23 protein-coding genes and 2 pseudogenes are annotated in these 22,239 nt (G+C 56.3%); 13 read left to right on the top strand and 12 right to left on the bottom strand.

Annotation, left to right across the window (positions count from 1 at the left end; genetic code table 11):
- The first annotated feature begins 2 nt into the window (after positions 1–2).
- From IQ22_RS04155 to IQ22_RS04130, 6 genes are all read left to right on the top strand, one after another.
- A complete protein-coding gene (locus IQ22_RS04155; protein ID WP_145138475.1) occupies positions 3–323 on the top strand; it encodes an ElaB/YgaM/YqjD family protein in 321 nt (106 codons plus the stop codon).
- A 186-nt stretch (positions 324–509) separates the two neighbouring features.
- The gene (locus IQ22_RS04150; RefSeq protein ID WP_145138472.1) at positions 510–1,508 is read left to right on the top strand and encodes an SDR family oxidoreductase; all 999 of its coding nucleotides are present in this window, start codon (positions 510–512) and stop codon (positions 1,506–1,508) included.
- A 171-nt stretch (positions 1,509–1,679) separates the two neighbouring features.
- A complete protein-coding gene (locus tag IQ22_RS04145; RefSeq protein ID WP_145138469.1) occupies positions 1,680–3,479 on the top strand; it encodes a thiamine pyrophosphate-requiring protein in 1,800 nt (599 codons plus the stop codon).
- Positions 3,480–3,737: 258 nt separating this feature from the next.
- Positions 3,738–3,929 carry a hypothetical protein gene (locus tag IQ22_RS04140; protein ID WP_145138466.1) on the top strand — a complete coding sequence of 64 codons (192 nt, stop codon included), beginning with the start codon at positions 3,738–3,740 and terminating at the stop codon, positions 3,927–3,929.
- A 118-nt stretch (positions 3,930–4,047) separates the two neighbouring features.
- Complete coding sequence (locus tag IQ22_RS04135; RefSeq protein ID WP_145138463.1) at positions 4,048–4,650, top strand: nitroreductase family protein; 603 nt, start codon at positions 4,048–4,050, stop codon at positions 4,648–4,650.
- Between the two features lie 22 nt (positions 4,651–4,672).
- Positions 4,673–4,978 (top strand): hypothetical protein, encoded by a 306-nt coding sequence (locus IQ22_RS04130; protein ID WP_145138460.1) that lies wholly within the window; start codon positions 4,673–4,675, stop codon positions 4,976–4,978.
- Between the two features lie 3 nt (positions 4,979–4,981).
- On the opposite strand, the gene IQ22_RS04125 is transcribed toward IQ22_RS04130, so the two are convergent.
- The 6 genes from IQ22_RS04125 to IQ22_RS04100 form a co-directional block, all read right to left on the bottom strand.
- The gene (locus IQ22_RS04125) at positions 4,982–5,662 is read right to left on the bottom strand and encodes a class I SAM-dependent methyltransferase (RefSeq protein ID WP_145138458.1); all 681 of its coding nucleotides are present in this window, start codon (positions 5,660–5,662) and stop codon (positions 4,982–4,984) included.
- Between the two features lie 185 nt (positions 5,663–5,847).
- Complete coding sequence (locus IQ22_RS04120; protein ID WP_145138455.1) at positions 5,848–6,057, bottom strand: cold-shock protein; 210 nt, start codon at positions 6,055–6,057, stop codon at positions 5,848–5,850.
- 331 nt (positions 6,058–6,388) lie between these two features.
- Complete coding sequence (locus IQ22_RS04115) at positions 6,389–6,967, bottom strand: sugar ABC transporter ATPase (RefSeq protein WP_244308916.1); 579 nt, start codon at positions 6,965–6,967, stop codon at positions 6,389–6,391.
- 183 nt (positions 6,968–7,150) lie between these two features.
- Positions 7,151–7,681: a Dps family protein gene (locus tag IQ22_RS04110; protein ID WP_145138453.1), complete on the bottom strand. Its 531-nt coding sequence runs from the start codon at positions 7,679–7,681 to the stop codon at positions 7,151–7,153.
- Between the two features lie 384 nt (positions 7,682–8,065).
- Entirely contained in the window at positions 8,066–10,075 is a 2,010-nt protein-coding gene (gene rep / locus IQ22_RS04105; protein ID WP_145138450.1) for a DNA helicase Rep, read from the bottom strand.
- Between the two features lie 295 nt (positions 10,076–10,370).
- Positions 10,371–11,081, bottom strand: a complete 711-nt coding sequence (locus IQ22_RS04100; protein WP_145138447.1) for a hypothetical protein — start codon at positions 11,079–11,081, stop codon at positions 10,371–10,373.
- A gap of 160 nt (positions 11,082–11,241) precedes the next feature.
- On the opposite strand from IQ22_RS04100, the gene IQ22_RS24040 reads away from it, so the two are divergent.
- Both IQ22_RS24040 and IQ22_RS04090 read left to right on the top strand, forming a co-directional pair.
- Positions 11,242–11,352: a hypothetical protein gene (locus IQ22_RS24040; RefSeq protein WP_145138444.1), complete on the top strand. Its 111-nt coding sequence runs from the start codon at positions 11,242–11,244 to the stop codon at positions 11,350–11,352.
- Positions 11,353–11,374: 22 nt separating this feature from the next.
- Positions 11,375–12,250: an alpha/beta fold hydrolase gene (locus IQ22_RS04090; RefSeq protein ID WP_145138441.1), complete on the top strand. Its 876-nt coding sequence runs from the start codon at positions 11,375–11,377 to the stop codon at positions 12,248–12,250.
- Between the two features lie 163 nt (positions 12,251–12,413).
- Here IQ22_RS04090 and IQ22_RS24035 read toward each other — a convergent pair whose 3' ends face one another.
- Together IQ22_RS24035 and IQ22_RS24030 are read right to left on the bottom strand one after the other, a co-directional pair.
- Positions 12,414–13,118, bottom strand: a complete 705-nt coding sequence (locus tag IQ22_RS24035) for a methyl-accepting chemotaxis protein (protein WP_425298841.1) — start codon at positions 13,116–13,118, stop codon at positions 12,414–12,416.
- A gap of 198 nt (positions 13,119–13,316) precedes the next feature.
- Positions 13,317–14,195: pseudogene (locus IQ22_RS24030) on the bottom strand (methyl-accepting chemotaxis protein); the annotation flags it as partial.
- Between the two features lie 441 nt (positions 14,196–14,636).
- Between IQ22_RS24030 and IQ22_RS04080 the strand changes: the two are divergent.
- Together IQ22_RS04080 and IQ22_RS04075 are read left to right on the top strand one after the other, a co-directional pair.
- Positions 14,637–15,254, top strand: a complete 618-nt coding sequence (locus IQ22_RS04080; RefSeq protein ID WP_145138434.1) for a flavin reductase family protein — start codon at positions 14,637–14,639, stop codon at positions 15,252–15,254.
- A gap of 122 nt (positions 15,255–15,376) precedes the next feature.
- Positions 15,377–16,696 (top strand): Na+/H+ antiporter family protein, encoded by a 1,320-nt coding sequence (locus IQ22_RS04075; protein ID WP_145138431.1) that lies wholly within the window; start codon positions 15,377–15,379, stop codon positions 16,694–16,696.
- A gap of 134 nt (positions 16,697–16,830) precedes the next feature.
- On the opposite strand, the gene IQ22_RS04070 is transcribed toward IQ22_RS04075, so the two are convergent.
- The 3 genes from IQ22_RS04070 to IQ22_RS04060 form a co-directional block, all read right to left on the bottom strand.
- On the bottom strand, positions 16,831–17,715 hold the full coding sequence (locus IQ22_RS04070; protein WP_244308914.1) for a CAP domain-containing protein: 885 nt from the start codon (positions 17,713–17,715) through the stop codon (positions 16,831–16,833).
- Between the two features lie 115 nt (positions 17,716–17,830).
- Entirely contained in the window at positions 17,831–18,721 is an 891-nt protein-coding gene (locus IQ22_RS04065) for a CAP domain-containing protein (protein ID WP_145138428.1), read from the bottom strand.
- Between the two features lie 209 nt (positions 18,722–18,930).
- On the bottom strand, positions 18,931–19,539 hold the full coding sequence (locus IQ22_RS04060) for a histidine phosphatase family protein (protein ID WP_425298837.1): 609 nt from the start codon (positions 19,537–19,539) through the stop codon (positions 18,931–18,933).
- A gap of 519 nt (positions 19,540–20,058) precedes the next feature.
- Between IQ22_RS04060 and IQ22_RS04055 the strand changes: the two genes are divergently transcribed.
- The 3 genes and pseudogenes from IQ22_RS04055 to IQ22_RS04045 all read left to right on the top strand — a co-directional run.
- On the top strand, positions 20,059–20,232 hold the full coding sequence (locus IQ22_RS04055) for a con-10 family general stress protein (protein WP_145138425.1): 174 nt from the start codon (positions 20,059–20,061) through the stop codon (positions 20,230–20,232).
- Between the two features lie 85 nt (positions 20,233–20,317).
- Positions 20,318–20,491: a con-10 family general stress protein gene (locus IQ22_RS04050; RefSeq protein WP_145138423.1), complete on the top strand. Its 174-nt coding sequence runs from the start codon at positions 20,318–20,320 to the stop codon at positions 20,489–20,491.
- Positions 20,492–20,612: 121 nt separating this feature from the next.
- Positions 20,613–20,762, top strand: a pseudogene (locus IQ22_RS04045) (con-10 family general stress protein); the annotation flags it as partial.
- A 214-nt stretch (positions 20,763–20,976) separates the two neighbouring features.
- Here the strand turns inward: IQ22_RS04045 and IQ22_RS04040 are convergent.
- Complete coding sequence (locus IQ22_RS04040; protein WP_145138417.1) at positions 20,977–22,044, bottom strand: acyltransferase family protein; 1,068 nt, start codon at positions 22,042–22,044, stop codon at positions 20,977–20,979.
- Positions 22,045–22,239: the final 195 nt, after the last annotated feature.

The following is a 22,239-nucleotide window of genomic DNA, read 5'->3' as shown; positions in this document are numbered from 1 at the left end:
CCGTGGCTCGTAACAGTTCCTATCAGGCAACCATTGAAAATATCCAAGACCAGATCCAAGCGTTGAGTGATTCGCTGTCATCCTTGAAGCGAAGCGCTGGAGTTGAGTCCCGCCATTCGCTCAAAGCCTTCAAGGACGGTACCAGCCATGCCCTGCACCGCTCCGGCGAAACACTGGAAGATGTATACGACGAAGCGCGCGTCCTGGCGCTCGAAGCCAGCAAGGCTGCCAGCAGCTGCGCCCGTAAGCATCCCTGGGCCACCGTTGGTGTGGTTGTCGGCCTGACCGCTCTGGCCGGCTGGTGGCTTCTACGCGACGAATAATCGATGTAACCGCCGCCTTATCTGCAAGGCGGCGGTCAGCTCTCTGCTTCTAACCTGCTCCGCCTGCTTATTCCCGCGATTCCCCAAGGTGTTTCCGAGGATGTCGGCTGCCAGTATCGATTGAACCCCCTCCTCCTGCATGCAGTCCGTTGAACATACCTCACCACTGCTGTCAGGGCCGATCACATGACTTATCAAGCACCAGTCGTTGTCATCACGGGCGGAACCGCCGGCGTTGGCCGGGCTACAGCCGTCTACTTCGCGCAAGCGGGTTACCGCGTCGCCGTTCTGGCGCGTGGTCAGCAGGGGCTCGACGAGACCGTGGCCGAGTTACAGGCCTTGGGTACGCAAGCGCTGGCCTGCCAGGCGGATGTAGCGGATGCCGCTCAGGTTGAACAGGCCGCCGAGCGGGTCGAGGCCGAGCTGGGGCCGATTCATGTCTGGGTGAACGCCGCCATGAATACCGTCCTGGCACCGTTTAGCGACGTGACGCCCGACGAGTTCAAACGCGTGACCGAGGTAACCTACCTGGGTTCTGTTCACGGCATGATGGCCGCGCTCAAGCGCATGCAGGCACGTAACAGCGGAACCATCGTGCAGGTGGGCTCTGCCCTGGCCTATCGCTCCATTCCGCTGCAGTCCGCCTATTGCGGTGCAAAAGCAGCTACTCGTGGCTTTATCGACTCACTGCGTAGCGAGCTTATTCATGACAAGAGCCGAGTGCGACTGACCATGGTTCACCTGCCCGGTGTCAACACGCCGCAATTCGATTGGGCGCGCAACAAGCTTGGCCGCCGGGCCCAGCCTGTGCCGCCGATCTACCAGCCGGAAGTGGCGGCACGGGCCATCTTTGATGCGGCCATGCGGGCACCACGCGAAATCTGGGTCAGCAAGACCACCATCCAGTCGATCCTGGGCAACATGGTCGCGCCGGGCCTGCTGGACGTGGTGATGGCCAAGCAGGCCTATGAAGGACAGATGACCGGCGAAGTGGAAACCCCTGGTCGCCCCGACTACCTGGATCAGCCTGTTGAAGGGTTGCACCGCACCCATGGGCGTTTCAGTCCTAAAGCGCAAGACAAGGCAATTACTGTCGACTCGGATATTGTCGGCATGGCGGCTCTGGCTGTTGCAGGTGTCGGGCTGATGACTCTTTCCAAGCTTCGGCGGCTCAAGCCTTTCTAGCTTTTGACGGAACGTTCAAGGATGAACGCATCTTTTAAAAGCAAGTTCGACAGCGAAGCGCCTATTTTGCTGTTTCCTTAATCTACGGACCTCTCGCCGGATTACCCGGTCTAGAGTTGTAAGTATTTATTTCATTGTAGTCGCGCAACGCTGCCGAGAGAGGTTTTCTGTATGGCCATGACCGTAGGTGACTTCATCGTCGAACGCCTCTACCAGTGGGGTGTACGCCGGATTTATGGATATCCGGGCGACGGCATCAATGGCGTCTTTGGCGCCCTGAACCGCTCCAAGGAAAAGATCAAGTTCATCCAGGCGCGCCACGAGGAGATGGCCGCGTTCATGGCCGCGGCCGATGCCAAGTTTACCGGCGAGCTGGGCGTATGCATTTCAACCTCTGGCCCCGGCGCGTCACACCTGCTGACCGGACTCTACGACGCACGTATGGACCATGTACCGGTCTTGGCCATTGCCGGGCAGCAGTCGCGGATGGCCCTGGGCGGGCATTATCAACAAGAGCTGGACTTGGTCTCAATGTTCAAGGACGTGGCCGGGGCCTTCGTCCAACAGGCTTCCGAGCCGTCCCAGGTCCGTCATCTGGTGGACCGGGCGATCCGCACCGCAATCGGCGAGCGGCGCGTCACCGCCATCATCCTGCCCAATGACCTGCAGGAGCTTGAATACACCGACCCGCCGCACCTGCACGGCACCGTGCATTCCGGCGTGGGTTACAGCAAGCCAAAGGTGGTGCCTTACGACGCGGACTTGCAACGCGCCGCCGATGTGCTCAATAGCGGTAAAAAGGTCGCCATGCTGGTTGGCGCGGGAGCGTTGAACGCAACGGACGAGGTTATCGCCGTAGCCGAAAAGCTCGGCGCAGGTGTGGCCAAGGCCTTGCTCGGCAAAGCGGCCCTGCCCGACGCGCTGCCCTGGGTCACTGGCTCCATCGGCCTGCTTGGCACCGAAGCCAGCTACAAGCTGATGAACGAATGCGACACCCTGCTCATGGTTGGCTCCGGCTTTCCCTACTCCGAATTCCTGCCGCAGGAAGGCAAGGCGCGTGGCGTGCAGATCGACCTCAAGGCCGACATGCTCAGCCTGCGCTACCCGATGGAGGTCAACCTCGAAGGCGATGCCGCCGAGACCCTGCGCGCCCTGCTGCCGCTCCTGCAGGAAAAGACCGATCAAACCTGGCGCTCTTCCATCGAAGGCTGGCGCAAGAGCTCAGACGAAACCCTCAAAGCCCGCGCTTTGGAAGACGTTTCACCCATCAACCCGCAGCGCGTGGCCTATGAGTTGTCCCCACAACTGCCTGACCGCGCCATCATCACCAGCGACTCTGGTTCCTGCGCCAACTGGTACGCCCGCGACATTCAGATCCGCCGCGGCATGATGTGCTCGCTGTCCGGCGGTCTCGCCTCCATGGGCGCCGCGGTGCCCTACGCCATCGCCGCCAAGTTTGCCCATCCGGACCGTCCGGTCATCGCCCTGGTAGGCGACGGCGCGATGCAGATGAACAACATGGCCGAACTCATTACCGTTGCCAAATACTGGCGTGAATGGGGCAACGGCAAATGGATCTGCGCCGTGTTCAACAATGAAGACCTGAACCAGGTGACCTGGGAACAGCGCGTCATGAACGGCGACCCGAAGTTTGAGGCCTCGCAAAATATCCCGGATGTGCCCTATCACCAGTTTGCTGAATCCATCGGCCTCAAGGGCCTATTCGTCGACCGGGGCGAAAACGTGGCGGCCGCCTGGGAAGAAGCCCTGGCCTCCGACCGGCCCGTCGTCATCACCTTCAAAACCAGCCCCGACGTCGCCCCGCTGCCGCCGCACTTCACCCTCCAGCAAGCCAAGAAATTCGCCTCGGCCCTCCTCCAAGGCGACCCGAACGAACGCGGCATCATCAAGGAGACGGCCAAGCAGATGCTCAGCTCAATTCTGCCGGGGCGTAAGGATAAAGGAGATTAAGGGAGATCAGTCGGTATAAGCCGTAGGGCTATGCGCGGGTGATACGGCGCATAGCTTGTTGTTTCTAACAAGCATGCAAATGCATCAAACGGCTCTATATGACCTCTGATCGGCCAGTTTTACTGGTTTTGTCTTGGCGTACCCACGCACGAAGTCATGAACATGTACTAACGAAGCGATGACCGGTTGCAACCTATTCGAGTTCTCAGATCACTAAGTAGGACTGCCCTACTCTGCTTCATCTGAAAGGAGGTCGTGATGATTACGGTTATCCCCGCTTACACATGCCGTGTGGCCAATTACCAGTCGCTGATTGCGGCAAATGAAATCTGGTGCGCCGATCAGGCTCCGCTCAACGACCTCGATGAAGCTGAGGACGAATTGGACGATCTGGACCCGGAGAGCCGGAATCTGCCGGTCGAAGACCGCAAGAAGCTGATGGACGATTGAAGGCAGGCTGAGCCGTTTCAGCGTGCGCACCGTATAATGCGCCGCTTGAGCACCTGCTCACTGTCTTTCTGAAAGAGCCGCCTACGGGCGGCTTTTGCTTTTGTCTTGAGGATGATTCATGAATACGCTGGATACCATCAATGCTCGCCGCGCGGTCCGTCATTATGACCCTACTCACCAACTGAGCGACGAGGAGCAGCACCAGTTATTCACCCACGCCCTGCTCGCGCCAACGTCCTTCAATCTGCAACACGTTCGCCTCGTGGCGGTGACCGATCCGGCGCTACGCCAGCAGCTGCGTGCCGTGGCGTGGGATCAGGCCCATGTGACCGATTCGTCTCTGCTGGTGGTGATCTGCGCTGACATGGCCAGCTGGGAAAAGAATGCCGCGCGGATCTGGCGCGAAGCGCCCCAGGCCGTTCAGGATTTCATGGTGCCGGCTATTGATGCCTATTACCGTGACAAGCCTCAGGTGCAGCGCGATGAAGCCATGCGTAGTAGCGGCTTGGTTGCCCAGACGCTCATGCTGGCCGCCAAGGCCATGGGCTATGACAGCTGCCCGATGGTGGGCTTTGATTTTGACGCCGTTGGTAAGCTGATCAACCTGCCGGAAGATCATGTGGTCGGCCTGATGGTTGCGATTGGCAAAGGTGTCGAACCGGCTCATCCGCGTATCGGTAAGCTGCCGTACGACGAGGTCGTGATCCGCGACCGGTTCTGATTCAGCCGTAAGGGTGGATTACGTGTGGTTAATCCGCCCTTGGGTGGCATTTATCAATACTGGCGATGCAACCTCGGCCTCCGGTATGGGGACTAACAAGAACACCCAGCGCCAGGAGGCCGTCATGCTGAATCCTCACCCCTCTATGAGCACTCCCGCAGCTGCCCATCTTTATGGCGCCGGCTCGTCGCCTGCGGACGACGTGGAGGAGCCTGAAAGCGAGCTTGATCCAGACACTCGGCCGGAGGACTTACCCGATCACGCTCGCGAGAATCTGGAAGAGCCCTCTAAGATTCCCGGACCGATTCCCGATCCGGGTCCGCTGTAAGGGCTAGTGACAGGTTAGCCCAGCTGTTGCTTCGTCGCGTCGAAAGTGCAGGAATGAGCCCTTATAGGCTTCGCCGCTGTTCAGGATGCAGTCAGCGCGGGACATCGTATAGCTGTACTCCAGCTCCTGCATTTCACGGCAGAAACGTGAGCGCTGGCGGCGGTCCGGGTCGACAATAAGGATTTCAACCTGATCCGCCGAATGCCGGTCAATGAAATCGGCCAGGATGGCTGGCTGGTCGCGCTCATAGATCAGGTCGCTGCCAATAATCAGATCGAACTGACCCAGCTCCAGGTCGGTACGGCTCCAATCGGCGGACTGATACTTGATTGGGCCCAGCTGATTGAGGCGAAGGTTCTCGGTCAGGAACGTGGGGATCAATGGGTGGTAGTCACTAACCGTCATGTTGCCGCCCCGGCTATGAACCACAAGGCTGGCCAAGGCCAGGCCCGCCCCCAGTTCCAGTACGCGTTTTCCTTGTACGTCCATGGTGTGCATGGCAGTAGCCAGTACATGGCTCGACGGCCAGATCTGCCCGAACAGCGGCCAGCTTTCAGGCGAGATACCTAAACGCTCTGCCTCCCCTTCGGGATCATGGTATTGCTGGGCGTCTTTTAACGACTGGATATGAAAGTCGGTGCCGCCAATAGTGACGGTCTGATATTTGGTGCGATAGCCGGACATGTAGGGTTTGACTCAGAGTAGCTGGGCGACAAGACAAGCATGGTCGGCGAGCACGACTCTAAATGAGCAGCGGTACAGGTCGAGAAAGGCGAGCCGTTGAGGCGAGAACAAGGGATGGGGCAGTTATTGCCTGAATGACAGGCAATAAAAAGCCCCGCTAGGCGGGGCTTTTGGGCTCAGACGTCTTAGACGACTTGAACCTGATCAGCCTGCATACCTTTCTGACCTTTAACGGCCACGAAGGATACAGTTTGACCTTCGCTCAGGCTCTTGAAGCCGGCGCTTTCGATCGAACGATAATGAACGAACAGATCCGGACCACTCTGGGGAGTGATAAAACCAAAACCTTTCTCATCGTTGAACCATTTAACTGTGCCAGTTTGACGACCAGACATGATGTATCTCCAGGGTAAAAGTTAAGACTGCGACGCTGAACCGTTCAGGCCGAGACTGAGGTGCGAAAAGTAAAACGAGCCGAGGAGATGAAACGAAAAGCAGTACATCAGGCCAGGTATCGAAGTGACAATTGCAAAGCAGTGAGATCACAATACGCTTTTTTGCGCCCTTGTATACCTTTATTTTTGGTCGTAATGGCAACGAACGGTAATAGCCCTTATTTATCAAGGGCCTGGCTACTAGAATTATTTTCTACATTGAGACAGGTATAGCTCTTGAAGGTGAGCCATATCAGGCCTTGCTCTCTAAGCGGATGCAGGGAAACCGGCATCAGTCGAACTCTACCGTGACCACCGAAACGCCATAGCCCAGGCGTTCGCTAAATTCTTCAATAAAGCTTGAGCGAAAGCCGGCATGTGCCCAGCCGTTGAAAATGAAGCCCAAGGTTGAAAAGCCGCAAGGCTGCAGAAACAAAAAGCCATTGATGTCGTCTTCATGTCCGCACCGTGGGCAGCGGAAATTATCGGTATGGCCCGGCATCCACTCTTCGAGGCTATCAAACAGTACCTCACCGATTTCCTGGCGGCATTCCGGGCAACCAGCTTCCCCCTTGAAGCCTTTTTCCGGTGTGAAAATGCAGCGACGCGTAACGATTTCCAATCCATGGATCGGCTGACCGAATGGCAACTGATCCGGATGATGCACCACCCGCTCGGCTCCTGGCGCAATGCCATAGGCCATTCCTCGCGAGCCTCGGCCGCAGGTGGTTACCTGCTCTTGAACAATATCCCGATGGATTAGCCAGCGCAGCATGGCCCAAGCCTTTGCTTCATGACCTGGAAAGGTAGAAATCTGCGGGACGAGGATGAGCTGGTTAGCGTACATGGTGTGCTGGTTTAAGGAAGACATGCCTTTATTGTCGCCCAGATTTGAATTGTTCGCGCGAAGAGTGGAATAACAAGCCTGTTGCAGCTACAAACTGACCCCTCAGTAACAGGCATAAAAAATCCGGAACCCTGAATGGATTCCGGATTTGATCATCGCGTGGGCCACACAGGCGGTTAAACCTGAGGAGTCGATGTCACGTCAGTTTTATTTGCCTACCGTCTTGCCCAGGAACCAGGCGCGCTCTTCGGCTTGGTCGATCCACTCTTCCAGCAAACTGGTAGTGGCAACATCATTGCCTTCGTCAGTCAGCGTGTGGGTAGTACGCATGAACGCAGCCAGAGCCTGGTTGTCAGCATGCAGTTCAGTCAGCATGTCGTCAGCGCTCAGGTCTTCGGCTTCGCTGCTGGCCAAACGCTTCTGGGCAACCATTTGCTCCAGTGAACGAATGGTTGGCTGACCGATCTTGCGGGCACGCTCTGCGATCAGGTCAGTCATGCCAAACAGCTGAGTTGCCTGCTCTTCCAGCAGCAGGTGATAGTCGCGGAAGTGCCGACCATGCATGTGCCAGTGGTAGTTCTTGGTTTTGATATACAGGGCAAAGACATCAGAGAGCAGTACGCTGAGTGCTTGACCAATTTCAGCCTGCTTGGTCAGCCCTGCGTCCTGGCCGGTAGCGGCACGTGCATTGATACTTTCAACGGATTTGAGTTCTTGCTTGGCATTCACATTAGCCATGATCTAGACCTCTCAGTTGGATATCGGTAATGACCGCCATTTACGCGGTCGCGCAAAAGTCGATATTCAATAGACTCTAGAAAGGCGCAATTTACTCATGGCTTTTATGTATCAGCCCGATTGTCGGTAAATATACGGTGCGCAAGGTACATCCAGACGAACTAAACTGAATGGTCCAGCCAATCCCTGATACCGGCGCACCTGCCCGCCTTGCGAAAGCCTGTCTTACCCGCAGGCGTTAAGCGCAGCGACGCCTGTCAGGCCGGTATGGGTATAGCGTGCATACAAACATGAGCGTCAATGAGTGCGCCTTCGCCTCAACAGCCGATCTCTAAGCACAAGATTATTTGCAGGATAGGAAACTGCGCCTCCTATCCCATTCCGTTACCGTTTAAGCATCGCCCGCATTGCCGCTAGGGCATCGTTACCCCGTGCGGCTTTTACTTCGACAGGCGCGTCCTCCTGCCCTTCCCACTCCAGGTCTTCCGGCGGCAGCTCATCAAGGAAGCGGCTTGGGGTGCAGTCGATAATTTCGCCGTACTGCTTGCGCTTGGCAGCAAAGGTAAACGCGAGCGTCTGGCGGGCACGTGTGATGCCTACGTAGGCCAGGCGGCGCTCTTCTTCCACGCTGTCCGCCTCGATACTGGAGCGGTGCGGGAGGATTTCCTCTTCCATACCCATGATGAACACGTAGGGAAACTCCAGGCCCTTAGAGGCATGCAGGGTCATCATCTGCACACCCTCGGCGCCCTCTTCTTCCTCCTGCTGACGTTCGAGCATGTCCCGTAATACAAGCTTGGCGATGGCTTCTTCAATGGTCATCGTGCCGTCTTCGTCCTTTTCGAGCGTGTTTTTCAGCGCGTCGATAAGAAACCAGACGTTGCCCATGCGGAACTCGGCCACCTTGTCGCTGGAAGCGTTCTGGCGGACCCAATTCTCGTAGTCGATATCCATGACCATGCTGCGTAGCGCCATGATCGGATCGTTCTGCACGCACTGCTGGCGAACCGTCTCGATAAAGCGCTTAAAGCGGGACAGACGCTCCGTATAGCGTGCGTCCAGGTGCTCGGACAGGCCCATTTCGTCCGCTGCCGCATACATGGAGATGCCCCGCATGCCGGCGTAGTTACCGAGTTTTTCCAGCGTGGTCGAGCCGATTTCCCGACGCGGCACGTTGATCACGCGGAGAAAGGCGTTGTCATCGTCCGGGTTTACCAGCAGGCGGAAGTAGGACATCAGATCCTTTACCTCCTGGCGGGAGAAAAAGCTGGTGCCTCCCGACAGCCGATACGGAATCTGATGGTGTTGAAGCTTGAGCTCCATCAGTTTGGCCTGATGGTTGCCCCGGTAAAGGATGGCAAAGTCCGAATACGGCCGCTGCGTCTTCAGGTGCAGGGTAAGGATTTCCAGGGCAATGCGCTCGGCCTCGGCATCTTCGTTACGGCAGCGAATCACTCGTATCGGGTCGCCATGCCCCATTTCGCTCCATAACTGCTTCTCGAACACATGGGGATTGTTGGCGATCAGGATGTTGGCGCATTTGAGGATACGGCTGGTGGAGCGGTAGTTCTGCTCCAGCATGATCACTTTGAGCGAGGGAAAATCTTCCTTCAGCTGCATGAGATTTTCAGGTCGGGCGCCGCGCCAGGCGTAAATCGACTGGTCATCGTCACCTACCACGGTGAACTGCGCACGGTCCTGTACCAGCAGCTTTACCAATAGATACTGGCTGGCGTTGGTGTCCTGGTATTCATCCACCAGCATGTAGCGAATACGGTTGCGCCATTTTTCAAGAACGTCGGGGTTGTCCTGGAAGAGCTTGACCGGCATCAGGATCAGGTCGTCAAAATCCACCGCGTTGTACGCCTTGAGCGTGCGCTGGTAGTGCATGTACACCACGGCGGCGGTCTGCTCCTTGGGGTTACGGGCCTTGGCCAGCGCTTCTTCAGGCAGGATCAGGTCGTTCTTCCAGGCGCCGATATAATTCTTGATCTCATCAGCGCCGTCGTCCCCGGAATACTCCTTTTGCATGATGTCCGTGAGCAGCGCCTTGATGTCGCCCTCGTCAAAGATCGAGAAGCCCGGCTTGTAGCCCAGCTTGGCGTATTCCTTGCGGATAATGTTCAGGCCCAGGTTATGGAAGGTCGAGACGGTCAGGCCCTTGCCTTCCCCGCCGCGTAGCAGGCTACTGACCCGCTCCTTCATCTCCCGTGCCGCCTTGTTGGTAAAGGTCACGGCGCAGATGTACTGGGCGCGGATGCCGCACTGCTGGATCAGGTAGGCGATCTTGCGGGTGATCACGCTGGTCTTGCCGGAACCGGCACCGGCCAGCACCAGGAGCGGCCCGCTGATGTAATTCACGGCTTCCTGTTGACGAGGGTTCAATCGGGACATGGAGACATCGAGGGCTGGTGGAACAGGCGGCGCATTCTACCAGCCGGGACGAGCAGATAGGTGGCCGGTTGGCTGATCGCCCTGTGCCGCCTGTAATCCTGGAATGAGCGGAGGAGTCGGCCTTAACGCTTTACGGCCTGCAAGGCGCAATCCTTCGATATCGCCATCAGTACAGGCGGTGAATGTTGTATGTGGATATACAGAAAGTAACGGCCCTACTTAACCACAGTGCCGAATGAGAGCGTTATGCTCCATCATCCTGCTATCTAAACACTTCGTTTCATCGCCGTGCCGATCAGGGCGCCGGGGCGACAAACGTTATTTTCTTTGGGTAGCCCACTGCATCTCCATCCAGCATTGGCGTGTCGAGAAAAATCGACATGTTTGCTCCTACGACCTGAGTGGAATGGATCAAGCGTGTCTGGCCATCTGCCAAGCGCACCGTTGCGCCGGGTTTGAAGGCGTTGCGGTTTGTGATCGTGGCGGGCAGAGAGATGCCTGCCGCCTTACGGTACACACCGTTAAGCCAGTCTTTATTGGTGAAGTTGTTGATACGGGTGCTGAACGCTTTGTACTTTTGCGCCGAGGCTTGTGGCGGGACGGGGTCACTATGGTTCAGGCCGACCGTCAATTTATGAGGATAACCTACGGCCGTGCCATTCAAGAGCGGGCTTTGCAACCAGACCGCCATGTTCTTATCGCCCACCTGCACCCGCTTAATGGGCACGATCTCCCCTGTGGTCAGAAGTACCTTTGCCTGAGGCACGAACGCGGCAATATTGGCTTGCGTTGCCGGAATCGAAATACCCGCAGCCGTCCTATAAACGCCGTTTTGCCAATGTTCGTTCGTGAAGTTATTGATCGGGCTGGTAACGGAAGCGCTTACCTGGTTGGCAGCCGACGCGTTGGCTTTGGCGGGCTCTAGGGCATGCACGGTCATGGACATACTTAAAGCTACCATCAGGGCAGCCGCAAGTGAGGCAAAGCGAAAGGTCGATAGAGTCATTGTTGTTCTTGACCTGTGTAAGGGGCCGTTTGATTTTCGCTCAGGGAAACCCGTTTACTTCGATTACAGCTCCCTACTGACGGGAATCGGAGTAAGCACCAAGGAATCATGGATATGTAACACAGATCACATTCTACCGTGACACCCAGAGGCTGGCCCAGTGCAATCAATGCTGGCGGGCCTTGGATACAGCGAGACTCATCAAGCTATCAAAGAAGCGTATCGTGAGGCTTTTCTAGCTTTTCAACGTTCACTAAGCCGCTCCCTTTGAGGCTAACCAGAGGATGCCCGCCATGTTTCCCGATTTCCAGAAAGCGCATTGTCAGGTCAACGGCGTAGACATCGCCTACCGTATCGGCGGCAGCGGGCCGGGTCTGCTCCTGCTGCATGGACACCCGCAAACCCACATCATCTGGCGCAAGGTAGCGCCTTCGCTGGCCCAGCATTTCACAGTAGTGGCGGCGGATTTGCGCGGTTATGGCGACAGCAGCAAGCCATCAGCTGATCCGGAACACGTGAGTTACTCCAAGCGCACCCTGGCACAGGACAATGTGGCGCTGATGCAAACGCTGGGTTTCGAGACGTTCGATCTGCTCGCCCATGACCGTGGTGCGCGGGTTGCTCATCGGTTGGCCATGGATCATCCCGCGGTGGTAAGGCGAATGATCCTGCTCGATATTGCTCCAACCCTGGCCATGTACAACCAGACCAACGAAGCCTTTGCCCGTGCCTATTGGCACTGGTTCTTCCTGATCCGCCCGGCACCGCTTCCCGAAACTCTCATCGAGGCCGACCCGGACCTGTACCTTCGCAGCGTGATGGGCACCCGCAGCGCGGGCCTCGCACCGTTCATGGACGGCGCGTTCGACGAATACCTGCGCTGCCTGAAACTCCCCGGCACCGCCCGTGGCATCTGCGAAGACTACCGCGCCAGTGCCACTGTCGACCTCGAACACGACCGCGCCGACCGAGAGGCAGGCCGAATGCTGACGACCCCTACCCTGGCGCTCTGGGGTGCTGAGGGCATCGTAGGTAAATGCTTCGACCCGCTGGCAGAGTGGAAGAAGGTGGCGACCGATGTGCAGGGCAAAGCGTTACCCGGCGGGCATTATCTGGCGGAGGAAGTGCCGGAAGTGCTGGTGGATGAGGTGATGAGGTTTTTCACATAAGGCGGAGCGTTAGAAAAGTCTCGCTTTGCCCAACCCATTTTATGAATGGAAAAACCTATATGAATCTTAGTTGAGGCGGAGCACCGTCTAACAAAAAGCCCCGCATGTGCGGGGCTTTTTGTTTGCTCACGAACTCATCCGAAAACGGGACGAGTTGTTCTTTTTACACCCGGAAATGGCTCACCAGTGTTTGCAGGTGGTTGCCTAGGCGTGCCAGTTCGATGCTGGAAGCAGCCGTTTCTTCGCTGGCGGCGGCGGTCTGCTCGGAGACGTCCCGCACGTTTACGATGCTGCGACTGATCTCTTCAGCTACCGAGCTTTGCTGCTCGGCAGCGGCGGCGATCTGCTGGTTCATGGCCTGAATGTTAGAAACCGTATGGGTAATGGTTTCCAGCGAGCTACCGGCGCGGCGAGTCAGTTCCACGCTGCTGTCGGTCAGCTTGCGGCTATTGAGCATCACGGTGGCGACCTGCTGAGTGCCGTTTTGCAGGCCAGCGACCAGTCCTTCGATTTCCTCGGTGGACTTTTGCGTGCGCTGGGCCAAACCACGTACTTCATCAGCCACAACTGCAAAGCCTCGGCCCGCCTCGCCGGCACGGGCCGCTTCGATGGCGGCGTTCAGTGCCAGCAGATTGGTTTGCTCGGCCACAGCCTTGATCACATCCATCACGCTGCCGATCTTGTCGCTTTCCTGTTGCAGCCGGTTCATCGCATCGGTGGAACGGCCTACTTCTTCGGCCAGCTTTTCAATCTGGGCAATGGCCTCGCCTACCACCTTGTCGCCTTGACGTGCTTCGTTATCGGCTTGGGTTGCGGCAACCGAAGCCTGCTCGGCGCTGCGGGCAACTTCCTGCACGGTGGCCGTCATTTCATGCATGGCCGTAGCAACCTGGTCGGTCTCTACTTTCTGGTTGTTAACCCCGGCGCTGGTTTGCTCGGTAACGGCGGACAGCTCTTCAGCAGCGCTGGCGATCTGGGTAACGCCATCGCGGATGCCACCGATCAGGTCACGCAGGGTATCGCCCATACGCTGGATGCCTTGCTGCAGCACGCCCAGCTCGTCGCGGCGGGTAACCCGCATGGTTTGCGTCAGGTCGCCGCTGGCAATGCTTTCAACTACATCCAAGGTCTGCTGCAAAGGCTTGGTAATCTGCCGTGTAATGACCCAGGCGGCGATAACACCAAACAACAGGGCCAGCAGGGTGGCGCTGATCTGCCATACCCGCGCTTGAGCGCTTTCCACATCGCGGCGCTCCATCTGAATCTTGTACAGCTCATCGCTCAATCGTACGATCGTATGGCCTTGATCGGTCATTTCCTTCCGTGCGGTAGCGATGTCATGGATTGCCGTCTTGAACGACGTAACGGAATTGCGGTAGTTGGTCAAGGCGATACCCAACTGCTGCAGGCGAGCCTGCTCATTGGGCAAGCTTTGAGCCAACTGCTCGATCTTAGGGATAGCGCCGTCCAGCTGGGCGAACGCCGCCTGCTCGGTCTTATCGCTGGGGGCCGTGGTGTAGTTGCGAACGTCATAGCGCACCTGCGCCATCAGCTCCTGAGCCTCGACCGCCGCCTGGAAATGCTCGAACCGCTGAGGGTTAGCAGTGTCAGCCAGTACGGAGTTTCTAATCTGGTCAACCAGGGCGTAGGCAGCGGTAGCGGTGTCGTTTATGGTCTGACGTGCCGCTACGCTGGCCTTGTAGCCGTTGTGCATATCGTTAAAGGAATGCTGATAAGCAGCAATCTGCTTAGCCTGCTCCTGTAAACGCTCGACGTTGGCCGGGTTTTTAAAGCGCTCGAGCACACTTTTCTGATAAGCAGTAAAGGCTTCCAGTTGCTTCTGCACCGCCTGGGCGGACGCGTCGTCACCGTTGGCGATCATGAACTGTAAGCGGGTAACGCGCAGTTTGGTCAGACTGTTGTTTAACTCTGAAATATCGCTCATCCAATTGCTGCGCTGGATTAGGCTACCGAGACTAAACCAACTGACCAAGGCGAGCAGTGCAGTCAGCACCAGAACCAGGCCAAATCCTAAGCCTAGCTTTTTAGTGACGCTGATATTGGCAAACCAGCCATTCATGAATCTTCTCCCAACGATAAAGTGACGCATGCCTTAAAAGATAAGGTGGCCATGAATCCATGAGGCCACCGAAAGGTCGCGTAGGATGGTTATATCGGCGGTAGCGTCCAGGGCTGAAGCTAATTTCATCGTCTGAAACAAAAAATTGCTGGACGGCAGTGGAGCGTCGCGGCAGGAGCAGTGGAGGCATAGCGTAGCCTGTCTAGAATGCCTTTTAGGAGAAGGCGCTTGGTCAGCATGTGCCGTATCGTATGGCTAGTCGCGGAATATGCTTCGCTCTCTTCCTTAACCCTTATGGAGTTTCCCATGACTGCCTCTACACGCCGCCCGGTTCCCCTGCCCAAGGCTTACCGTTTGCTCAATCACGGGCCCACTGTACTGGTCAGCGCCTCCCATGAAGGCAAGCGCAACCTTATGGCCGCTGCCTGGGCCATGGCGATCGACTTTGATCCACCCAAGATCGCGGTGGTGCTCGATAAATCCACCTGGACGCGTGAACTGCTCGAAGCCTCCGGCACTTTTGTTCTTAACGTCCCGGTTGTTACCCAGGCCGACCTTGTCCAGACCGTGGGTACGACCTCCGGTCGCGAGTTTGAGCGTGACGGGCAGGATAAATTTGCGGCGTATGGAGTCGAGACGTTTCCGGGCGAGGTGGTCGAGGCGCCTTTAGTAGCGGGTTGCGCCGCCTGGCTGGAGTGCCGCCTGTTGCCGGAGCCGCACAATCAGCAGCGGTACGACCTGTTTCTCGGCGAAGTTGTTGCTGCCCACGCGGACGAGCGCGTCTTCCAGCGTGGTCATTGGAATTTCGGCGGCCATGACGCCCTACGAACCCTGCATCACGTGGCAGGTGGGCATTTCTTGATTATTGGCGGTACGGTAGACGGCCAGGTACTCACGCCGACCGGAAATACGAACGCGGACTGACTTTCCGATACGGCTTTCCCCTTGTGGTAAGCCGTCCTCCAGCCGATCGTTTTGACTCTTCCTCCCGCATTGGGGCAAAGTGCGCGCCTTTTGGGTGCGGTCTTTGCCATAGGAGAGAGCAAGTGAATGCAGTGGTTGCAGCGGTAGGGCTCATGCTGGTGCTGAGCCTGTGCCGTGTCCATGTCGTGGTGGCGATGATCATCGGTGCCCTGGCCGGTGGAATGATGGGTGGGCTAGGTGTGGATGGCACGCTCAAGGCGTTCAACTCAGGCCTGGGCGGCGGTGCGACGGTAGCGTTGTCTTATGCGCTGCTCGGTGCCTTTGCGGTTGCCATCAGCAAGTCGGGCTTGGCGCATGCCCTGGCAGACAAAGCGCTGGCCATGGTGGGTCGTAGCGAAGCGCAGAGCGGCGGTATCGTCAAATGGATACTGGTGGGGCTGATCCTGGCCGTTTCGATCGCCTCGCAGAATATCCTGCCGATCCATATCGCCTTTATTCCACTTCTGATCCCGCCGTTGCTCTATGTGCTGACACGCCTGCAGATCGATCGCCGGCTGATGGCCTGTGTGATGACCTTCGGCCTGATCACACCCTATATGTTTCTGCCTGTTGGCTTCGGCAGCATCTTTCTGAACGAGATCCTGCTGGGCAACGTTGCCAGTGCAGGCGTGGACGTCAGCGGTATTCACGTGAGCCATGCCATGGCAATTCCAGCCCTTGGCATGCTGTGTGGTCTGCTGATCGCCGTGTTCTTTAGTTATCGCCGCAAGCGCGTATACGACCTGACCCGTATCGAGCAGTCCGAACATGTTGAGACCCGGTATAACCCGCTGAGCCTGCTGGTGGCCGGCGTAGCTGTGGCTGCCGCGTTTGTCGTGCAGTTGTGGCTGGACTCGATGATCATCGGCGCGCTGGCCGGTTTCGTGATCTTTTCCGTCTCGGGTGTGGTGCGCTGGAAGGAAGCGGACGACTTGTTCACCGAGGGCATGAAGATGATGGCCATGATTGGCTTCATCATGATTACCGCGGCCGGCTTCGCCGAGGTGATGAAGGCAACCGGTCAGGTAAAGACCCTAGTGGACGCGTCGGCGGCCTGGATCGGCAATAGCAAGGCGGTAGGCGCTCTGCTGATGCTGCTGGTCGGTTTGTTGGTAACCATGGGGATTGGTTCGTCTTTCTCTACGGTGCCCATCATTGCCGCTATCTTTGTGCCGTTAGGCGTGCAACTGGGCTTTAGTCCGCTGGCTATCGTCAGTTTGATCGGCACGGCTGGCGCCTTGGGCGATGCCGGTTCGCCAGCCTCTGATTCTACTCTTGGCCCAACCGCTGGCCTCAACGTAGACGGCCAGCACAACCACATCTGGGATACCGTGGTGCCTACTTTCCTGCACTATAACCTGCCGCTCCTGGTCTTCGGCTGGGCTGCGGCGATGGTGCTGTAAGCCGTTAGCCTCGTAGGGCGCAATGTGAATAAACACCTTGCGCCTTGGCTATCTCCTGGCACGCAACTGCCCTACAGGCGCCGGTTAAGCAAAAGCCTGTTGGGCAGCACATAATCCATACGATCTTGTTTCCCTTATTGCGGTGTCCCGAACACTTGCGTCCAATAAATTGCCGCATCGCTTTTCTCATTCACGTGATACGCCGCTCCCATCTCGGTGAAGTGCGGATTCATGATGTTGGCGCAATGGCCTGGGCTGGACAGCCAGCCGGCCACCGCTTTATGTGCGGTGCCCTGTCCGGCCGCAATATTTTCGCCGATTCGGCTCCACTGATACCCTTCCCTCGTGGCGCGATCACTGACCTGGCTGCCATCCCTGCCCGCATGGCTAAAATAATTCTGATTGGCCATATCCCGGCTATGGCCAAGTGCCGTCTGTGCAAGTGTGGCGTTCCAGGTAAGCGGTGGCGCAGCAGTAAAGGCCTGGTTGCCGCAGGACCGTGGCGCTGCACGCGCTGCATTAACCTCGCGCAAGATCACCTGCCCGGCCTGTTGCCAATCGCCAAGATCCTTTGACAGAAGCGGCCGCGCCAGCACAATCAGCCAGGTAGTGCCAGTGTAGGACACCCCAATTTCAGCAAAGGCCGGGTTCAGCAACGTGCCGCAATAGTGCTGCCGGATGGTATCCATGACTTGAGTTGGGTTAGACGAGCCCGACAGGCCGATCGCTTGCGCCGTGGCGGCCAGATACCCGCTCTTTTGCAAGGCTGCTTGGAATTGCTCACCCGAGACGGCCTTCACCTGGGCCAGACGATCATCGGGTGCCAGCGGGCTGACCGGCGAAACGCGGTGGCCGTTGCAGGTTTCCGCTGATTGGCGATAGTCGTTGATCAGCGTAATGAGTTGGTTGGCATCTGCTGCCTGGGCTGTTATAGGCAACAGCCCAGCCAAAGGCAGTGCCAGGCTGGTTCGGTAAAGATATGAACGTAACGTGCGGATAAAAGCGCTGGTCATAGTCATGATCGGAAACTACAGCCTCAGGAAGCTACAAGAGTTACGACCACACCGGGCCATACCTTATCCAGGGCAGGCGACATGCGGTGATGGCTGATGGGTCGCCGCCCTTTTGCATGCCTTACCGCGGTGCGCCGAACACTTGCGTCCAGTAGATCACGTTCGTGCTTTTCGGATTCATCACGTACGCGGCGCCCATGTCGGTGTAATGAGGATCCATGATATTGGCGCAGTGGCCTGGGCTGGCCAGCCAACCCGCTACCGCCTCGCGAGCCGACCCGGATCCGGCAAAAATATTCTCGCCGATGCGGCGCCAGAGGTAGCCTTCCTCCCGTGCCCGCTCGCCGACCTTGCTGCCTCCCTTCCCCGTATGGCTGAAATAGTTAAACGTGGCCATCTCGCGGCTATGTGCAAACGCCGCCTGGCCCAGTTTGGCATTCCAGCGCAGTGGCGGTGCAGCGGCAAAGCGCTTGGCGCCGCAGGTCCGTGGTTTGGCGCGTGCCTCGTTGACCCGCTTCAGGATCTCCCGCCCGGTTGTTTGCCAGCCTGCCAGCGAGGCGGACACTATCGGCTGGGCCAGTACAACCTGCCAGGAGCGGCCCCGCCGTGATATGCCGATATTTGAATACTGTGTACTCAACAAGGACTGGCAATAGCTCCGCTGGAGCGAGCGTAGGGCTGCGGCCGGGTCAGAGGCAGGCACGTCTATTGTCTTGACGCGTACAGCGTTGTAACCAACCTCCTGCAAGGCCGTGCGCAAGGGCGTCCAGGCCCCGATCTTTACCTGCGATAACGGTTTGCTGGAAGCCAACGGTTGCAATGGCCCGGTACGTTTGCCGTCACACATCTGTGGTGCTGCGCGATACCGGTTGATCATCGAGACGAGCTGGCTTTCGTCGCTGGCCTGGGCGGCTATGGGCAACAGGCTTGTCAGCACCAAGGCGCTCAAGGTGACGTTGAAAGAGAAAAGACAGGAGGAGCTTTCAGGGGAAAAAGTACAAGCAACACGCATGATAGGCAGGATGGCTCTACTGAATGGGGATGGTCATACGTTGCATGTCGACACCAGGGTTACATGCCCGTCTGACTGGCTCGGCACGATACGTCAAACCACCCTGCCCGTTTCGATAAAAAGCGTTATCGACTTAGCATATCGACACACTATTCGGCTTCCCCTTAAGCCGCTCTACAGCGCACTATTCCAGCTAGCCGCGGCCTTGCTCATGCGCTCTTGGTATAGACCGAGGGATACCAGAAATCCTTGAGAATCAAGTGGCGCGGCCCTACCCATCCGGCGGCTCTCAAGTGACGGGCGATCAGCACGTTCATAATCCCGTGTCCCATCAACAGCACCGAGCCATGTGTAGCGGCCAGAGCGATTAGCCGGTCTGCTGCTTGTTTGGCCCGCCTGTTCGAGACGGCTACGGATTCGGTATGGACGGAAAGGCCAAGAAACCAGGCTGTACGCAAGCACAGCCGCCAGATCCTGACGGGCAGGCGCGGCCAATCGAGAGCAAAGCCTGGCAGGTGCGCTTCGGCAAATACCGAGTCGCATTCATAGGGCCGATCGCCTGCCAGATGAGTAAGTGACTGTATACAGCGTGACAGTGAACTACAGGCCAGCACCCCGGCTGTACTGGCTAACTGCACCAAATCGGTCGGTAGCTTCTTACAAATAACGTCAGCAGTCTGATAGCCCTCAACCCATCTCATCATTTCCCGTGGTGTACACCATAAAGCGCCATCGTGATCGGGTTTGCCATGGCGTACCAAAATGATTTGCATGAGGTCTTGGCTCTGAAGAGGTGAATCCATTCGTAACTGGCCCATGCCAGCTCTTTCATAAGACGCTTTGGAAAATGTTTCATTCCGTTTCAACAGAGTTGATTTCGTACAGGTGGGTACTGCCTGATCAAGCGCTCCTGTTGATCCTATCCAATAGGATCAACCCCAAGAGACACTAAATCCATTGATTAACCGTCTTTAGAGCTGGTTTCTGCCGCACCTGAATCAGGCCTCTTTCTTATGTGCAAAAGTACACATAAATATGGAGCAAAAAACTGTTTGAGATTGATTCAATCCGCTTCGTTAAAAAGCAGTACTGATGCCGTTTGAAAGCAAGTGATCAGCTTCGGTGCATCAAGAGTGCTCGATAAAAACGCTTATAAATCAGCCGCTTCGCTTCATGATAGGGCTGCGAAAATTCCGTTGCTACCATTCGTCTGCACCTTAGCGGGGCGACTCTAAAACTGGAACTCACGACTGGGAAGCCTCTCTGAAACTATGAAGGCTGATGAAAGCTGTACAGCCAAAAAACGCAAGTAAGTCCTTATCCATTAGGAGAACGACATGACTCAGAATAGTAACCCAGGCAATTTTGCGAACGATCGTGAGAAAGCGTCCGAAGCAGGCAAGAAAGGTGGCCAGAACAGCGGCGGCAACTTTGCCAATGATCGTGAAAAAGCATCCGAAGCCGGTAAGAAAGGTGGCGAGCACAGCCACGGCGGCGGTCGTAACAGCTAATAGGCAACAAGGGTAAATCAGTTGTTTTAACCCTTTCTCAACTGAACGTTATAACAGTAAGTCTCAATCCAATGAGGAGTAAGACATGACTCAGAATAACAACCCAGGCAACTTTGCTAACGATCGTGAAAAGGCCTCTGAAGCGGGCAAGAAAGGCGGCCAGAACAGCGGCGGCAACTTTGCCAATGATCGTGAAAAAGCATCCGAAGCCGGTAAGAAAGGTGGCGAGCATAGCCACGGCGGTGGCCGTAGCAGCTGATTAGTCTTTCGATAGTTAACCAAGGCGGGCCTGTTGGTTTGCCTATTCGCTGAGCTGAATGTTGTACCTCAGTCCAGTCCTTATCCAACATAGGAGAACGACCATGGCTAATAACAACCCAGGCAATTTTGCGAACGATCGTGAGAAAGCGTCCGAAGCAGGCAAGAAAGGTGGCCACAATAGTGGTGGTAACTTTGCTAATGACCGTGAAAAAGCGTCTGAAGCCGGCCGTAAAGGTGGCCAGAACAGCCACGGTGGCGGCCGCAGCTAACTAGTCATGTTGTAGGGGCAAGGCGCTTGGCTTTGCCCCTGACTTATCCAGACGGGTCTCTTGCTCCTTCCTCTCCCCTCTGCCCTTTTGTAGAGGCGTCTATAAGGTCTTCCTCTGGTTAAAAACCGGCTTCTAAGGTTGGTAATAGCTATTATTTAGCTATGTTTTGATACCTGAGAAAGAACGCCAGTAAAAACGCTGACTTCAGAGGACGTTAAGATACTTTCCGTGTTCCAGCTGAGACGGGTAGCCCAGGCGCAGCCCAGCGTGTCTTGAGTCTCATGGCTGGCGCTTCGACAAAATGCCAAGATAAAGCGGCCAAACCTAAAGTAAGGGCAAAGCTGAGTCCTATTAATACCGCCATGTTTGTATGTGCGCCCAACCACATCACCAGCAACTGCTGAATTGGAAAACCGAAAATATAAAGCCCGTAGGAAAAATCACCGTATCTGCCTGCATTACACAGGTAAGGCGTTTTCGCTTGGGCGAAGCAAAGGGCGATATAAGGTATAGACAAAGCGTGGATAATGAACCAAGCGTCATGGCCCAGAGTAGCTAGGGAGATCAGGCCTAAGCCCAGCGCAATTCGCCAACTCCAGATGATTTTGTCCTTATAAAGGTACAAAACTGAGCCAGAGAAAAAGTCGAGTCCTAGGCGGAACAGCTTGGTCAAGGTATGGCTTTCAGTTTCCAGGGATGGGATCACCAGGAAATGCCCTATGGCTAGCAGAAGGAAGACTCCTACTACGGCATACTTTTTTAATAGCTTGATCATGCCCAGAATCATAATGCTGCTATACATCAGTGCTTCGAAGGGCAATGTCCATAGTGAGCCGTTGACAATATGGGAATAGGGGTTATCGGCGAATACCCCGGGTAAGAGGTAGCGTGTTAATAGCAACGCATTCAAAAGATACGTGGCGGTCAGCTCATCGGAAAGATAGACCGTAAGAGGCAGCGTGGTTGCCAACGCGCCGACAACGAAAACAGTGAATAGCGTGGCCACTAGCAGGCCCGGCAGGATACGCAAGGCACGCTTGATCACGAAATGAGCCCGGCTGCTTGTCCTAAGATAGGAGCCTGCAATAAGAAAGCCGCTGATCGTGAAAAAGATATCCACGCCAATATCAGCCAGGTCCGAATGGCCGGTTAGTTGCAGAAAAGGCTCATCGGCTACTCGTCCCGTCAGCCAATACATATGACCAAAGATCACGAACGAAGCAGCGAGCAGCCGTAAAAAGTCGAAATTATTGATGTGGGTAGTACGGTGATGCGTATTCATAAACCGGAGTCCCTAGATGTTTTATTTCCTAAGCCGCTAGTACATGCCATAGGCTACTTCGCACTTTGCCCTCAGAGCATAGACCTTGCTTGGACCCTGCTTGATTTATATGTTCATAACGCGACAGCATTTTGCGACATTTTTGACTTCTACAAGTTGAAGTAATAAAGGCTTAGCTTCCCTCAGGCGTTTTGG

Origin of the sequence: Pseudomonas duriflava (genome assembly GCF_007830155.1) — a bacterium.
In the GTDB taxonomy this organism is placed as follows: domain Bacteria; phylum Pseudomonadota; class Gammaproteobacteria; order Pseudomonadales; family Pseudomonadaceae; genus Chryseomonas; species Chryseomonas duriflava.
The sequence above is the reverse complement of the archived record's forward strand: the minus strand, read 5'-3'. Positions and strand labels throughout refer to the sequence as shown.